Here is a 15,503-nt window from a genome sequence, read left to right as displayed (position 1 = left end):
GTCAGGATCCTCCTCGGATTACAGTGCGGCGATGCCGGCCTTGGCGACCTGGGCATCCTGATCCGGTTTGACACCGGAAACGCCGATGGCGGCAACAACCTGACCTTCGACCTTCAGCGGCACGCCACCTTCGAGCAGGCCGGACACTTCCGGAGCGGACAGGAAGGCAGTACGGCCGCCATTGATCATGGCTTCGAATTCACTGGTGTCGCGGCGACCCAGAGCAGCGCTGCGGGCTTTCTGCGGTGCGATGTAGGAAGCGATTGGCGCGCAGCCATCCATCCGGCGCATGGCCAGGATATGGCCGCCGTCATCGACCACGGCGACGGTGACCTTCCATTCATTCTGGTCCGCTTCAGCGAAGGCCGCGTCGATCATACGGTTGGCTTCTTCGAGGGTCAGTACGGGTTTGCTCAGCATCTTGTTATCTCCTGGGAGGTCAGTTGATTGCGTCTTCGACGACTTCGATCCAATGGCGCACGGGGGTTCGGTTGGCCGAGCCCAGATGGGTCTGGCAGCCGATATTGGCAGTGACGATAGTATCGGGTTTGCCGGCTTCCAGCGCGTTCAGTTTATTGTCGCGCAGCTGCTTGGCCAGTACCGGCTGGGTAATAGAGTAGCTGCCGGCCGAGCCGCAGCACAGATGCGCATCGGCTACCGGCGTCAGGCTGAAACCCAGCTTGCGCAGGATCGGTTCCACGCGCCCGCCCAATTTCTGGGCATGCTGCAAAGTACAGGGGCAGTGGAAGGCCAGGGTCTGCGTGGCCTTGACCTGCAGCGGTTGCAGATCTTCCTTCTCCAGCACTTCGACCAGATCCAGCGCCAGGGCGCTGATCTTGCGCGCCTTTTCGGCATAGGCCGGATCATCGCGCAGCAGGTGGGCGTATTCCTTGACGAAGGCACCACAGCCGCTGGCGGTCTGGATGATCGCCTCGGCGCCATTCTCGACGGCTGGCCACCACGCGTCGATGTTCCGCCGCGCGCGGTCGAGCCCGGCTTGCTGGGCATCCAGATGGTAGTCCACCGCGCCACAGCAGCCGGCCTCGCTGATCGGCTTGATGGAAATACCCAGCCGGTCCAGCACGCGTGCCGTGGCGGCGTTGGTGTTGGGCGACAGGCCCTGCTGGGCGCAGCCTTCGAGGATCAGCACGTGACGGGCATGGCGCGGGGCCGGGCGCGGCTTGCCTGGAGCCAGTTTGGCCGGAATCTTGTCCTTGACCGCCGCTGGCATGAAGGTGCGGACTGCCTGGCCGGCCTTGAGCAGCGGGTTGAAGATCACCGGGTTGGGCACCACATGGCGCAGCGCCGAGCGCAGCATGCGCTGTTGCAGCGGACGTTCGATCTCGCTGGCCATGGCTTCGCGGCCGATATCCAGCAGGTTGTGATACTTCACCCCCGACGGGCAGGTGGTTTCGCAGTTGCGGCAGCTCAGGCACTGGTCCAGGTGCAGCTGGGTTTCCCGGGTAGTGGCTTCGCCTTCGAGAAATGCCTTGATCAGGTAGATACGCCCGCGGGGACCGTCGCGCTCGTCGCCGAGCAACTGATAGGTCGGGCAGGTCGCATTGCAGAAGCCGCAATGCACGCAGGAGCGCAGAATGCTTTCTGCCTCTTCGGCGCGCGGCAGCTTGCGCGCCTTTTCAGTGAGATTGGTTTGCATGATGTTACCTCTTCAGTCTCAGAGCCCGGGATACATCCGGCCGGGGTTGAACAGGCCCTGAGGATCGAGCTGCTTCTTCAGTTGGCGGTGATAGCGTTGCAGCAGCGGTGTCAGGGGCTGGAACGGGCTATCTGTGACGCCGGCGCGGTAACAGGTGGCATGACCGCCGTGACGGCTGGCCAGTGCCTGGAGTTCCTCGGCAGCGGCGTCGGACTTCAACCAGCGCTGGGCACCGGCCCAGTCGAGCAGGCTGGCGCCGGGCAGCTCCAGTTCCGCCGTCAGCGGTGGCAGCGACAGGCGCCACAGCGGCCGTGGGTCCTGGAAGAAGTCCAGTTGCTGTTCATTGAGCTGGGTCCAGAAACCGGCATCCAGTTCCTCGCCACCGATACGGTCGGCGGCTGAGCGCACCGAACCCACGCCGCCTTCCAGGCGCAGATGCAGATGACCGTCCAGGTAGCTGGCAGCAGTGATCGGAATCGGCTGCTGGCCCCATTCGGCGAGCTTCAGCAGCGCCCTCTCGACGGGCAGCTCCAGACGCAGGTGATGGCTGCTGACCGGCTTGGGTAGCACCTTCATGGACACCTCGGTAATGACCCCGAGCTGACCGAAACTGGCGGCCATCAGGCGGGACAGGTCATAACCCGCCACGTTCTTCATGACTTCACCACCAAAACGCAGCAGCTTGCCATGACCGGTGATGACGCGGGTGCCGAGCACCAGGTCGCGTACTGCGCCAGACCAGGGGCGGCGCGGGCCGGACAGGCCGGCAGCGATCATGCCACCCACCGTCGCCTGGCCGTTGAAGGTCGGCGGCTCGCAGGTCAATGTCTGGCCTTGATCATCCAGCGCGGCAAGCAGCTCGACCAGCGGAGTGCCACTGCGTACGGTCACCACCAATTCGGTGGGATCGTAGTTGACGATGCCGCTGTGGCCCCGGGTATCCAGCACCTGGCCATCGACCGGGCGGCCGAGAAAGGCTTTGCTGTTGGCGCCCTGGATCGCCAGCGGGGTGTTGCTGTGCAGAGCATCGAGCACCTGCTGCTGCAGCTGCTGTTCACTGGCCGACGCGGCGCGTTCGCCAGGGCGATGGGCATGTTCGTGTTGGGCCGACATCAGAAACGCTCCAGTTCAGGGAAGGGCAACTCGCCATTATGGATATGCATGGCACCGAATTCGGCGCAGCGGTTCAGTGTTGGGATGTTCTTGCCCGGGTTGAGCAGGCCATCGGGATCGAACGCGGCCTTCACCGCATGGAAGGTCAGTAGCTCGTCATCGTTGAACTGCGAGCACATCTGGTTGATCTTCTCCCGGCCGACGCCATGCTCCCCGGTGATCGAGCCTCCCACGGCGACGCAGAGTTCGAGGATCTTGCCGCCGACCGCTTCGGCGCGCTCCAGCTCGCCTTCCTGGTTGGCATCGAACAGGATCAGCGGGTGCATGTTGCCGTCACCGGCATGGAACACGTTGGCCACGCGCAGGCCGTACTCGGCGGACAGGTCGGCAATGCCCTGCAGCACCTTGGGCAGTTCGCGGCGCGGAATGGTACCGTCCATGCAGTAGTAGTCCGGCGAAATGCGACCCACCGCCGGGAAGGCATTCTTGCGCCCGGCCCAGAACAGCGCGCGTTCGGCGTCATCCTTGGCCTGGCTGATAGCGGTCGCGCCGCTGTTCTCCAGCACCTGGCGCACCCGCTCGCATTCATCGGCAACATCGGCTTCGACGCCATCAAGCTCGCACAGCAGAATGGCTTCAGCCTCCACCGGATAGCCGGCGTGGATGAAATCCTCGGCCGCGCGGATGGCCAGGTTGTCCATCATCTCCAGCCCGCCGGGGATGATGCCGGCGGAAATGATGTCACCCACAGCCTTGCCGGCCTTGCCCACGTCATCGAAGCTGGCCATCAATACCTTGGCGACCTGGGGCCGCGGCAGCAGCTTGACGGTGACCTCGACGACGATGCCGAGCATGCCTTCGGAGCCGGTAAACAGTGCCATCAGGTCAAAGCCGGGGCTGTCCAGTGCGTCGGAACCGAGCGTCATGCGCTCGCCCTCAACAGTGACAATCTCCACTTTCAGCAGGTTGTGTACGGTCAGCCCGTATTTCAGGCAATGTACACCGCCGGCATTCTCGGCCACATTGCCGCCGATCGAACAAGCAATCTGCGACGACGGATCGGGGGCGTAGTACAGCTGATAGGGCGCGGCGGCTTCGGAGATCGCCAGATTGCGCACGCCGGGCTGAACCCGCGCGAAACGGCCCTCGGGATTGACCTCGAGAATGTTCTTCAGGCGCGCGAGCACCAGCAGCACACCGCCTTCCAGCGGCAGGGCGCCACCTGACAGGCCGGTACCGGCACCACGGGCCACGACCGGGACCTGGCGCTGATGACAGATCTTCATGAAGGTCTCGATCTGCTCAACGGTCTCGGGCATCACCACCAGCAGGGGCATGACGCGGTAGGCCGACAGCCCATCGCATTCGTAGGGCTGCAGGTCTTCACGTTCGTGCAGCAGTTCCAGATCAGGCAGTGTCTGGCGCAGCTCGTTGATCAATCCCGCCTTGTCTACGGGAGGCAGAGGACCGTCGAGCTTTTCATCATAGAGAAGGTTCACGGATATCACCTGTTTGTTATCGATGGTCTTGGGACCCACTTCTGGCTTCGAATACTGCTGCTTTGGGCGGCCGACGTCCAGCCTAAAACCAGCTGGTCGGACCAGTTTGTTGCGTTCATATTGCTGATTTTGTTTGCCATGGCGCGTGAGATACAGGCAATCACAAAAATATAGTGGATTTGTAAACGCGCCATCCTTACTCTGGTATGACCAGTTTTGCCAAGAAGGGTGAGGTCATGGTTGAAAATGCTTCGGAGCGTCGCCAGGTGGGCGATGTGGTTGCTGACCGTATCGAGAAGCTGATCGCGGACGGTGTGCTGAAAATGGGCCAGATGCTGCCATCCGAGCGGCAGCAGTGCGAGAAGCTGGGCATTTCCCGCAGCGCCCTGCGTGAAGGGCTGAAGGTACTGCGCGGCAGGGGGCTGATCAAGACCTCCCAGGGACGCGGCTCTTACGTTGCCAGCCTGATGGGCAATCGGGATGAGACGCCGATGATGCACCTGTTCAACAATCACCCACGGACGCTGTTCGATCTGCTTGAGGTGCGCGCCCTGCTCGAAGGCGAGTCGGCGCGGCTGGCGGCGCTGCGCGGCACCGATGCCGATTTTGTATTGATCCAGCGGCGCTATGATGAAATGGTCGCCGCCCATACCGGCGGCCCGGCGCGGGACCCGGAAACCCTGGCGCACCTGGACCACGCCTTTCACCTGGCGATCTGCGACGCCTCGCATAACCCGGTGCTGGTGCATACCCTGCAGTCGCTGACCAAGTTGTTGCTGGGCTCGGTGTTCGCCTCGGTGCAGAACCTCTACCACCGGCCGACGCACAAGCGGCAGTTGGATCGCCAGCATGCCCGGCTCTACCACGCGGTGATGGAGCGCTTGCCGACCCAGGCCAAGCGCGCGGCGATGGATCATATTCACAGTATTCGAGACAACCTGCGGGATATCGAAAACGAAGGCCAGCGACTGGAGCGGGCAACCTTGCGCCTGGAGGGCTGGCAATAAAAAAGGGCGGTGCACATCAGTGCGCCGCCCTTTTATCCGCACTGGGGAATCAGCTACCTGTGGTGGTGATTCCCGCTGCGTTCAGCGGATCGCTGATACCTAGCACGTAGATCGCCAGCATCATCAGCAGGCCGGCAAAGGTGACGTAATAGATAGTTGGCAGCAAGGTCTTGCGCAGGGTAACGCCCTCACGTCCGAGCAGGCCGACGGTGGCCGATGCCGCTACCACGTTGTGGATGGCAATCATGTTACCCGCAGCCGCACCCACCGATTGCCCCGCAACGATCATGGCGCCGGAGATGCCCAGCAGCTCAGCGGTATTGAACTGGAACTGCGAGAGCATCAGGTTGGAGGCGGTGTTGGAACCGGCGATGAACGCACCCAGCGCACCTACCGTCGGGGCGAACAGCGGGTAGACATCACCCACCGCGTTGGCGACGGCATTGGCCATGGCCACCGGCATGGAGGGCAGGTCGGACAGGTTGACTCCCGAGTTGATCAGGATACGCACCATGGGAATGGTGAAGATCAACACGAAGCCGGCGCCAATGATGGTGTTGGTAGACTCGCCCAGCGAGCGCTTGAACTCGGTGAACGACATCCGATGCACCAGGGCGGTGACCAGCACCACGAACACCAGGATGCCACCAGGCAGATACAGCGGCTCCAGGCTGGCGGACAGACCCGCTTCACCCATGATATCGGTGAACTTGAAGCTCAGGCTGTTGAGCAGGCCCTTGAGGGTGTCGTTGGTGCGCGACAGCACCAGCGTCGCCGCCAGCAGCACATAGGGCAGCCAGGCCATCCAGATGGCGATCGGTCGCTTGCCGGCCACATCATCCAGCTTCATTTCGACACTGCCCATCCAGTCAGCGGGCCAGTCCTTCGGATCGGCGAAGTCCCAGGTTTCCTTGGGCATCAGGAAGCCGGCCTTGGCAGCGGGCACCACAATCGCCAGACCGACGAGGCCGCCGATGATGGAGGGGAACTCCGGTCCGAGAAACACCCCGGCCAGCGCGTAGGGAACGGAGAAAGACACCGCGGCAAAGAGGGCGAAGGGAGCAACCGCCAGACCTTCTTTCCAGGAGCGGTTTGCGCCGAAGAAGCGGGTCAGGATCATGACCATGATCAGCGGCATCAGCAGGCCGAGCAGGGCATGCGTGATGGCGACCTTGGAAACGATCAACTGGAAGAAGGTCGGCCAGTCAGAGCCGACAGTAGCCAGGCTGGCACCGATACCGGCTTGATCCAGGCCCGCGCCGACACCAACAATCATCGGCGTGCCCACCGCACCGAAGGACACCGGCGAGGATTGCACGATCATACCGACTACCACCGCAGCAACGGCCGGGAAGCCCAGCGCCACCATCAGTGGTGCGGCGACCGCAGCCGGAGTACCAAAGCCGGAGGCGCCTTCAATGAAGCAGCCGAACAGCCAGGTGACGATGATCGCCTGCACGCGACGGTCCGGGCTGATGCCCGAGAAGCCCTTGCGGATGGCGAGGATGCCGCCCGAATGCTTCAGTGTGTTGAGCAGTAGAATCGCACCGAAGATGATCCAGAGGATGGAAGCCGTCAGAACCAATCCCTGAAGACTGGAAGCGACGACCCGTACCCACGTCATATCCCAGGCGAGCAGGGCAATGGCGACGGTAACGATGAAGACGACAGGCATTGCATATTTCGCCGGCCAACGGAACCCGACCAGCAGGACCCCCGCGAGAACCAGAGGAAAGAATGCAAGCAGAGACAAAAGAGTTTGGCTCATCTGGAATTTCCTTTGTTTTTTTTATGAGGAATGCGCAGCAACTGCAGCATAGCTCGGTCGGATGGGATATTGCTATCACCGATCGGACAGGTCCAGATGTTATCTCAATGGTCAGACCAGTAATTTATTCCCCAGGAGAGGGCGGGCGGGAGACCCCTTGTGGGCCATGAGTTGACGAGTTGGTCATGCTTTTTCGAGGGTCACAGTCAAACTGGTCCTACCAGATGGCGTGAATGGCCGGGCAGCTGCTGACTGGCTGGTCAGAGCGTCTGGCGCAGCAAAAACGCCGGGCCAGAAAGCAGAAAACCCCGGCAAGCCGGGGTTCGTCACTGCGAGAGCGGATCAGACGCTGTAGTACAGCTCGTATTCCAGCGGGTGAACGAAGGTACGCACCTTGAGCTCTTCGGCTGATTTCAGCTCCAGGAAGGTATCGATGAACTCGTCGGTGAACACGCTGCCCTTGGTCAGGAACTCGCGGTCAGCGTCCAGCGCCTCCAGTGCTTCCTTCAGGCTACCGCACACCTGCGGAATCTGGCTGGCTTCCTCCGGGGGCAGGTCGTACAGGTTCTTGTCCGCAGCATCGCCGGGGTGAATCTTGTTCTGAATGCCATCCAGGCCAGCCATCAGCAGCGCGGCGAAGGCCAGGTAGGGGTTGGCAGCCGGATCCGGGAAGCGGGCTTCGATGCGTCGGGCCTTGGGGCTGGATACATGCGGGATGCGGATCGAGGCGCTGCGGTTACGGGCCGAATAGGCGAGCATGACCGGTGCTTCGAAACCCGGGACCAGACGCTTGTAGGAGTTGGTCGACGGGTTGGTGAAGGCGTTCAGGGCCTTGCCGTGCTTGATGATGCCACCAATGAAGTACAGCGCCGTCTCGGACAGACCGGCATAGCCTTCGCCGGAGAAGGTGTTCTTGCCATCCTTGCTGATCGAGATGTGCACGTGCATACCGGAGCCGTTGTCACCGTACAGCGGCTTGGGCATGAAGGTAGCGGTCTTGCCGTAGGCATCGGCGACATTGTGCACCACGTATTTCAGGTTCTGCACTTCATCGGCCTTGGCCACCAGCGTATTGAACTGCACGCCGATCTCGTTCTGGCCAGCGGTAGCCACTTCGTGGTGGTGAACTTCCACTACCTGGCCCATCTCCTCCAGCGCGTTGCACATGGCGGTACGGATCTCATGGTCATGATCCAACGGCGGCACCGGGAAGTAGCCACCCTTGACGCCGGGGCGGTGACCTTTGTTGCCGGTCTCGAAGGAGGCGTCGGTGTTCCACGAGCCCTGCTCGGAATAGATCTTGAACATGGAACCGGAGATATCGGACTTGTACTTCACCTCGTCAAAGATGAAGAACTCCGGCTCAGGGCCGAAGAAGGCGGTGTCGCCGATGCCGGTGGACTTCAGGTATTCCTCGGCCAGGCGGGCGATACTGCGCGGGTCGCGCTCATAACGCTGCATGGTAGCCGGTTCGATGATGTCGCAGACGATGATCAGCGTCGGCTCTTCGGTGAACGGGTCCAGCACCGCGGTGCTGTCGTCGGGCATCAGAATCATGTCGGACGCTTCAATGCCTTTCCAGCCGGCGATCGAGGAGCCGTCAAACATCTTGCCATCCTCGAAGAAATCTTCGTTGGCGTCGCGGGCCGGCATGGTGACATGCTGCTGTTTGCCCTTGGTATCGGTGAAGCGCAGATCAACCCACTTCACATCAAATTCGTTGATCAGTTGGATCGCTTTCGACATGCTGTTCTCCAGTAGGAATCTCGTTCCAGGTGTCGGCCTGGCCCTTTCATACGTAGTGATGCGGAAATTGAGTTATCCCGCCCGGTTCGTTTGTCCAGGTAATGGCAGCAAAAGCTGTGCCAGCATTGCCAGGCAGCGCAAACCCCGGCTGCAGCGTGATCTGGGGATCAGTGCAGGTCTTGCCGGGCATTATCGCGCACTTGATCGGTGCGGGGAACAGTTGCGATGCACCATATTGGCGCGTCGGTCGGTAAACCGGGCGAATGCCGGGCAGCACGGGTATAATGCGCCCCTTTTCGCTGCGCCGACCCAGAATTGTTCCTATGAAACTGATTATCAAATTCTTCGCCGAGATCACCATCAAATCGCCGCAGGTGCGCAAGCGCTTCGTCTCCCAGCTGCGCAAGAACCTCAAGGTGTTGCTCAAGCCGATCGACCCCGAGCTGCGCATTGCTGGTAACTGGGACAGTCTGGAGATCATTACCGGCGACGATCCGGCGCTGCAGGCGCAGGTAATCGAGCGGCTGCAGAATACGCCCGGCATCAACCACATCCATGAAGTGCACGAGCACGAGTTGGGTAGCCTGGATGAGCTGGCCGAGCTATGCGTGGCGTGCTTTGCCGGGCAGTTGCGAGGCAAGACTTTCGCGGTACGTTGCAAGCGGATCGGCAAGCACCCGTTCTCGTCCACTGACGTGAACCGGCTGCTGGGCTCGCGGCTGATGGAGGCGAGCGGGGCGGCGGGTGTTTCGCTGAAGGACCCGGACGTAGAGATCCAGCTGGAAATCCGCCAGCAGCGGGTATTCCTGATCCAGACCCGGCATGAAGGTATCGGCGGCTTCCCGCTGGGCACCATGGAGCCGGTGCTGAGCCTGATGTCCGGCGGCTTCGACTCCACCGTGGCCAGCTACCAGATGCTGCAGCGCGGCATCCTGCCCCATTTCGTGTTCTTCAACCTCGGTGGCCGTGCCCATGAACTGGGCGTGCGCCAGGTCGCGCACTATTTATGGGAGAAGTACGCGGCCAGTCATCGCCTGCGCTTCATCAGTGTGCCATTCGAGGGCGTGGTCGCGGAAATCCTGCAGAACGTGGACAACAGCCAGATGGGCGTGGTGCTCAAGCGCATGATGCTGCGCGCCGCCAGCCGTATCGCCCAGCGCCGCGGCTTCCAGGCGCTGGTCACCGGTGAGGCCATCGCCCAGGTATCCAGCCAGACGCTGCCCAACCTGGCCGCCATCGACGAGGCCTGCGACACGCTGGTGCTGCGCCCGTTGATTACCACCAGCAAGACCGAGATCATCCGCACCGCCCGGCGCATCGGCACCGAGGCGTTCTCCGCGAGCATGCCGGAATACTGCGGGGTGATTTCGGTCAGCCCGGACATCCACACCAATATGCGCAAGGTCACCGCCGCCGAAGCCGGTTTCAATTTCAGCATCCTGGATGAGGCCATCGAACAGATGACATCGACCGACTGCTGCGATCTGGAGCTGGAGCTGGAAGGCTCCGAAGTGGAGACGGTTGAACAGGCGCTGACCGGCCAGGTAGTACTGGATGTGCGTCACCCGGATGAGCAGGAAGCCAACCCGCTGGTGCTCGAAGGAGTGGAAGTGCAGGCCGTGCCCTTCTATCAATTGAACAGTCGCTTTGCCGAGCTGGACCCGGGCCGGGCCTATCTGCTGTATTGTGAAAAAGGCGTGATGAGCCAGCTGCACGCCCAGTATTTGCTGGACCGCGGGCATGATAATGTCCGCGTATTGCGGCTGCCACGGCGCTAAATCTACCGGCGGTCCGACAACTTCGTACAAAAAACAGACACTGTCATCTCAGTGTCTGTATAATGCGTGACTCTTTTTTTCAGACAGGCTCGCCTGTCGCCTCGCAATCCAGGATACCCCCGTGATCGAGAATCTTCGTAATATCGCCATTATTGCCCACGTTGACCACGGCAAGACCACGCTTGTTGACAAGCTGTTGCGCCTGTCCGGTACCTTGGATCGCAAGGAGCTCGAAAACGAGCGCGTCATGGACAGCAACGACCAGGAAAAGGAACGTGGTATCACCATCCTGGCCAAGAACACCGCGCTGAAGTGGAAAGACTACGACATCAACATCGTCGACACCCCCGGCCACGCCGACTTCGGTGGTGAAGTCGAGCGCGTGATGAGCATGGTTGACTGCGTACTGCTGGTGGTTGACTCCATCGACGGCCCCATGCCGCAGACCCGCTTCGTGACCCAGAAAGCCTTCCAGGCCGGCCTGAACCCGATCGTGGTCGTCAACAAGATCGACCGTCCCGGCGCGCGTCCGGATTGGGTGGTGGACCAGATCTTCGACCTGTTCGACAACCTCGGCGCCAGCGAAGAGCAGCTGGACTTCCCGATCGTCTACGCCAGCGCCCTGAACGGCCTGTCCGGTCTCGATCACGAGAACCTGGAAGACAACATGGACCCGCTGTTCCAGGCCATCGTTGACCACGTGCCGGCTCCCAATGTTGATCTGGACGGTCCGTTCCAGATGCAGATCTCCCAGCTGGACTACAACAGCTTCCTCGGCGTGATCGGCGTTGGCCGTATCGCTCGCGGCAAGGTCAAGACCAACACCCCGGTCATCGCCATCGGCGCCGACGGCAAGAAGCGTCAGGGCCGTATCCTCAAGATCATGGGTCACTCCGGTCTGCAGCGTGTGGAAGTGGAAGAGGCCCAGGCCGGCGACATCGTCTGCGTCAGCGGTATGGACGAGTTGTACATCTCCGACACCCTGTGCGACATGAACAACGTCGAAGCCTTGCCTGCCCTGACCGTGGACGAGCCCACCGTTTCCATGACCTTCCAGGTCAACGACTCGCCGTTCGCCGGTAAGGAAGGCAAGTTCGTCACCAGCCGCAACATCAAGGAGCGTCTGGAAAAGGAACTGCTGCACAACGTTGCCCTGCGCGTTGAAGAAGGCGACTCCGCGGACAAGTTCAAGGTCTCCGGTCGTGGCGAACTGCACCTGTCGGTACTGATCGAAACCATGCGCCGCGAAGGCTTCGAGCTGGCCATCGGCCGTCCGGAAGTGGTTATCCGCGAGATCGACGGCGAGAAGCAGGAGCCCTACGAGAACGTCATCATCGACATCGAAGAGCAGCACCAGGGTGCGCTGATGGAACAGATGGGCCTGCGCAAGGGCGATCTGACCGACATGGCTCCGGACGGCAAGGGCCGCATCCGCCTGGAATACGTTATCCCGGCCCGCGGCCTGATCGGCTTCCGTAACAACTTCCTGACCATGACTTCCGGTACCGGTATCCTGGCCTCCACCTTCAGCCACTACGGCCCGATCAAAGGTGGCGACGTAGGTCACCGCCAGAACGGCGTACTGGTCTCCATGGCCACCGGCAAGGCACTGACCTACTCGCTGGAAACCCTGCAGAGCCGCGGCAAGCTGTTCCTCGAGCCCGGCCAGGAAATCTACGAAGGCCAGCTGGCTGGTATCCACAGCCGCGACAATGACCTGGTGATCAACCCCACCAAGGGCAAGAAGCTCGACAACATGCGCGCCTCCGGCAAGGATGAAGTCATCGCCCTGGTACCGCCGATCCGCTTTACCCTGGAGCAGGCGCTGGAGTTCATCGATGACGACGAACTGGTCGAGGTAACACCCAAGTCGATCCGTCTGCGCAAGAAGATCCTCGACGAGAACCAACGCAAGCGCGCCAGCAAGAGCTGATCCGCTAGCCAGCAGTTCAAAAGCCCCCGACGGTTAACGCCTCGGGGGCTTTTTTATGCTCCCAAATCATTCCTCACATGCCGCGTGTCCCAACCCTTAGGGCTGCGTTGCTGCCCGCAAGGCGCAGTGCTCTGTGCACACTTACGGTAGCCTTGCGCCATTATCTGGGCTATGTTCAAAGCCAAACGACAGGAACGCAGCCACATCGGCCCAGCAAGCACGGGCTGGCTGCATCCTAAAAACGATACGGAACACGCCGGCATTGGTCGTCCATAACTGCGGGCGGTAGCGTGCCTTCTATTTATGCGGGGGTAGTAATGGAAGCAGGAAATGTAGCGGTCAAGCGAATACGGGCTGTAGCAGATGGGCCTTTATAACCCCTTGATTTTTATTGGGTATAACAAGTGCTGCTATATAGTCGGCCCGGAGTTATACCGCAGTCACCGTTATGTATTAGTGCCGCGTGCGGTCTAATCATTGTTAGAAGCTCAAGTTACCCTAGGAGAGATGGTATGGCTAAAGTTCAGTACGAGTGTTCAAAATGTGGAGAATCAGCATCATTTGAAACAGAGGGTGCCAGAATGTTTTTTCTTGACGACAATACGCCTAGACCGCCGACATATGTGGTCGACTGTCCACACTGCCAAGCAACGAATACAGTGACAGTAAAAAAATGAGCGAAGAGCCACTAAAAGGGATCGCAAGGCAGCCTACTGAAGATGAAATGTTTTATAGGCAGTGGGGTTACGAAACAGTAAAAGCGAATATATCGACTGCCAATGATGTATTACGGCTTCTAATAACGGTTAATGTCGCTTTGCTGGGCGGCGGCGCGGCATTTCTGCATGAATCGACCATTGCTGAAGGTGTCCGAATAGTATTGTTGGTTTCATTTTTCATCGCACTTACCATAGCCCTGATTGGCGTATATCCCAAAGAGTCAAAGATTGATGCGAGGATTCCGAGTGATGTGAAACAGCATAAGGATGCGGTCTTGCAGCGAAAGCGCTTGTTTTTAAAGCTCGGTTCAGGGTTTACATTGGCAGGATTGCTGGCTTCCATCTTCGCTGTAACAGGACTGAGAGTATGCTTCTAACAATTTGCTGCACTCGGAAAAATTACTCGCTGCGCTCCTCATTTTCCGGTGAGCAAGACGTTAGACCTCATTGGAGGACCATGAGAACCGTCATAAAACAACTACGAGATGGAGACGCCTCTAGGAGGCTGTCGATTCTTTCTGACATTGCAACCCTCACTAGCGTCGTCCTCGTCTCGCTCCTGGTTCCGGCGCTCTCTTTGGCGTCGAGAACAGGGCTTAGCTTCTTCGCTATTGCGGCGATTTCTATTGTTATTCTGCTTGCAGTGGCAGGATCGGCTGTTGCACTCGCTGTGTTCTTGTCCGTTGATTCTTGGTTATCTGCGCGTAGGGCCCATAGGACCCTGTTCAGAGTTGCCTTGTGGTGCATTGCCTTGTCGGTCGTTTTTGTGGCTGCGGCTTTTATTCACGACCTCATAACCAACACGCACTGGACATAAGGTCTAACAAATCATTCAAGCCGATGCCGCTTTGCGGCACGGCTTAACTCAAACGTTAGGCGAAAGAACAAACTGAGAACATATGGAAATATTCCGACCAAGATTAACCGACCACCACGGCATACATAAGTCTCAGGCAGACTTAGATTTTGCTATTCAGTTTTTTGACGAAGATATTCCTCTGTATGTCGACCCATTTCTCCTTTGGAAGTCGCCGTCCATGCAGGATCAGTCACTACATACAGCGATTACAAACTCGTTCAACCACCTGAACTACCTGATCAAAAAAGGGCGGGAAACTGAAGCTATTGAAACGCTTGTCAATCTCTCAGAATGCTCTGAAGTTGGTCTTGGGGTGTCCAAAACACGAAAGGGCCTAAAAATAGGCACTAACCAAGCAAATGAAATTCTTAATCTATTCAGAGATATTCCAGAATACAGTCAATTTGGATTCACTCATTTCGAACTAATTCAGCTTTATATTTCGGGAATATCAAAAGATAGAGTAAGTGATATTTCTTGCAATTACATAAAATCCTTCTTGATTGATTATACAATTGAACAGTGTGAAACCAACAGAATACCTACTGAAGGAGTTATTCTTGACTCTGTATATAATTACAAAAGAAATGCGTTCGATCCAAATCAAAAATTGTTCCTACCTGTGAACCCTAAAACTAGAGAGCCATTGATATTTACTCCTAAACGCTGGCTTAGATTCAGCCCTTGGATAAACTTCGAAGACTACTTTAAATCCCATTGCCCCAGGGATGAGATATTTAACCCAGACGAACCCGAAGAAAGAGTAAAAATTTTAAACTTCAATAGAGAGAACTATGGAGTTATTGAGGAGTATGTAAAATACAAAGATAGAACCTCACAAGACTGCCAGAATGATCCATTGTTCAGTCAAATTCCCGTCTTGTCGGCCAAGAGAAAATTGAGCGAACTGTTAAAGCTCAATACGGGAAAGGAGGTCGGTGCTGACATGAAATATGAGGAATTAGCCGCAGACCTTTTGGCAACATTATTCTACCCTCATTTAGATTTTGCTCAGACACAAAGTAGAACCGAATCAGGACGACATATTCGGGACTTGATATTTTATAACAATAGAGATGTTGATTTTCTTGATGAGATTTTTACAGAGTATGAAAACAGACAGCTTGTTATAGAGATGAAAAATGTAAAGCAAATAGAGCGCGATCATATAAATCAACTTAATCGATACCTTCAATCTAACATTGGCAGGTTTGGAATATTTTTAACTAGAAACCCTTTACCTAAAGCAATGTTCATAAATACTATTGATTTGTGGTCATCACAAAGAAAATGCATAATTGCAATTACCGACGATGATTTGAAGTTAATGGTTGATGTATATGAAAGCAAGCAGCGTGCTCCGATTGAAGTCTTGAAGAAGAAATACATTGAGTTTAGGCGCTCTTGCCCATCTTAAAGGAAGC

Annotated in this window: 11 protein-coding genes; 5 read left to right on the top strand and 6 right to left on the bottom strand. The window is 58.1% G+C overall.

The genetic code is table 11. The features are described 5' to 3' along the window. Nucleotides 1-18: 18 nt before the first annotated feature. From BM267_RS06620 to glcD, 4 genes are read right to left on the bottom strand one after another with little or no spacing between them, the layout of a single operon-like run. The gene (locus BM267_RS06620) at nucleotides 19-420 is read right to left on the bottom strand and encodes a GlcG/HbpS family heme-binding protein (RefSeq protein ID WP_036991353.1); all 402 of its coding nucleotides are present in this window, start codon (nucleotides 418-420) and stop codon (nucleotides 19-21) included. Nucleotides 421-439: 19 nt separating this feature from the next. Then, a complete protein-coding gene (glcF, locus tag BM267_RS06615; protein WP_074779193.1) occupies nucleotides 440-1,657 on the bottom strand; it encodes a glycolate oxidase subunit GlcF in 1,218 nt (405 codons plus the stop codon). A gap of 18 nt (nucleotides 1,658-1,675) precedes the next feature. Next, nucleotides 1,676-2,770, bottom strand: coding sequence for a glycolate oxidase subunit GlcE (glcE, locus tag BM267_RS06610; protein ID WP_074779195.1), 1,095 nt, complete (start codon nucleotides 2,768-2,770; stop codon nucleotides 1,676-1,678). Next, on the bottom strand, nucleotides 2,770-4,269 hold the full coding sequence (gene glcD, locus BM267_RS06605) for a glycolate oxidase subunit GlcD (RefSeq protein ID WP_036992007.1): 1,500 nt from the start codon (nucleotides 4,267-4,269) through the stop codon (nucleotides 2,770-2,772). Before glcD ends, glcE begins: the two co-directional genes overlap by 1 nt. 236 nt (nucleotides 4,270-4,505) lie before the next feature. On the opposite strand from glcD, the gene glcC reads away from it, so the two are divergent. Then, nucleotides 4,506-5,276 carry a transcriptional regulator GlcC gene (gene glcC / locus BM267_RS06600; protein ID WP_036992005.1) on the top strand — a complete coding sequence of 257 codons (771 nt, stop codon included), beginning with the start codon at nucleotides 4,506-4,508 and terminating at the stop codon, nucleotides 5,274-5,276. Nucleotides 5,277-5,325: 49 nt separating this feature from the next. Here the strand turns inward: glcC and BM267_RS06595 are convergent, their stop codons facing one another. Together BM267_RS06595 and glnA are read right to left on the bottom strand one after the other, a co-directional pair. Further along, a complete protein-coding gene (locus BM267_RS06595) occupies nucleotides 5,326-7,044 on the bottom strand; it encodes an L-lactate permease (RefSeq protein ID WP_074779197.1) in 1,719 nt (572 codons plus the stop codon). A gap of 342 nt (nucleotides 7,045-7,386) precedes the next feature. Next, nucleotides 7,387-8,790 carry a glutamate--ammonia ligase gene (gene glnA, locus BM267_RS06590; RefSeq protein ID WP_036991347.1) on the bottom strand — a complete coding sequence of 468 codons (1,404 nt, stop codon included), beginning with the start codon at nucleotides 8,788-8,790 and terminating at the stop codon, nucleotides 7,387-7,389. 323 nt (nucleotides 8,791-9,113) lie between these two features. Here glnA and thiI point away from each other — a divergent pair, with 323 nt between their 5' ends. The 4 genes from thiI to BM267_RS06565 all read left to right on the top strand — a co-directional run bounded on the left by thiI (nucleotide 9,114) and on the right by BM267_RS06565 (nucleotide 15,496). Next, complete coding sequence (gene thiI / locus BM267_RS06585; RefSeq protein WP_074779199.1) at nucleotides 9,114-10,568, top strand: tRNA uracil 4-sulfurtransferase ThiI; 1,455 nt, start codon at nucleotides 9,114-9,116, stop codon at nucleotides 10,566-10,568. 121 nt (nucleotides 10,569-10,689) lie between these two features. Further along, entirely contained in the window at nucleotides 10,690-12,501 is a 1,812-nt protein-coding gene (typA, locus tag BM267_RS06580; protein WP_036991344.1) for a translational GTPase TypA, read from the top strand. Nucleotides 12,502-13,174: 673 nt separating this feature from the next. Beyond that, a complete protein-coding gene (locus BM267_RS06575) occupies nucleotides 13,175-13,597 on the top strand; it encodes a hypothetical protein (RefSeq protein WP_143063041.1) in 423 nt (140 codons plus the stop codon). Between the two features lie 522 nt (nucleotides 13,598-14,119). After that, nucleotides 14,120-15,496: a hypothetical protein gene (locus BM267_RS06565; protein WP_074779205.1), complete on the top strand. Its 1,377-nt coding sequence runs from the start codon at nucleotides 14,120-14,122 to the stop codon at nucleotides 15,494-15,496. Nucleotides 15,497-15,503: the final 7 nt, after the last annotated feature.

It is taken from the genome of Halopseudomonas bauzanensis (genome assembly GCF_900114735.1).
Classification (GTDB): domain Bacteria; phylum Pseudomonadota; class Gammaproteobacteria; order Pseudomonadales; family Pseudomonadaceae; genus Halopseudomonas; species Halopseudomonas bauzanensis.
This window is presented reverse-complemented; position numbering and strand designations above follow the sequence as displayed.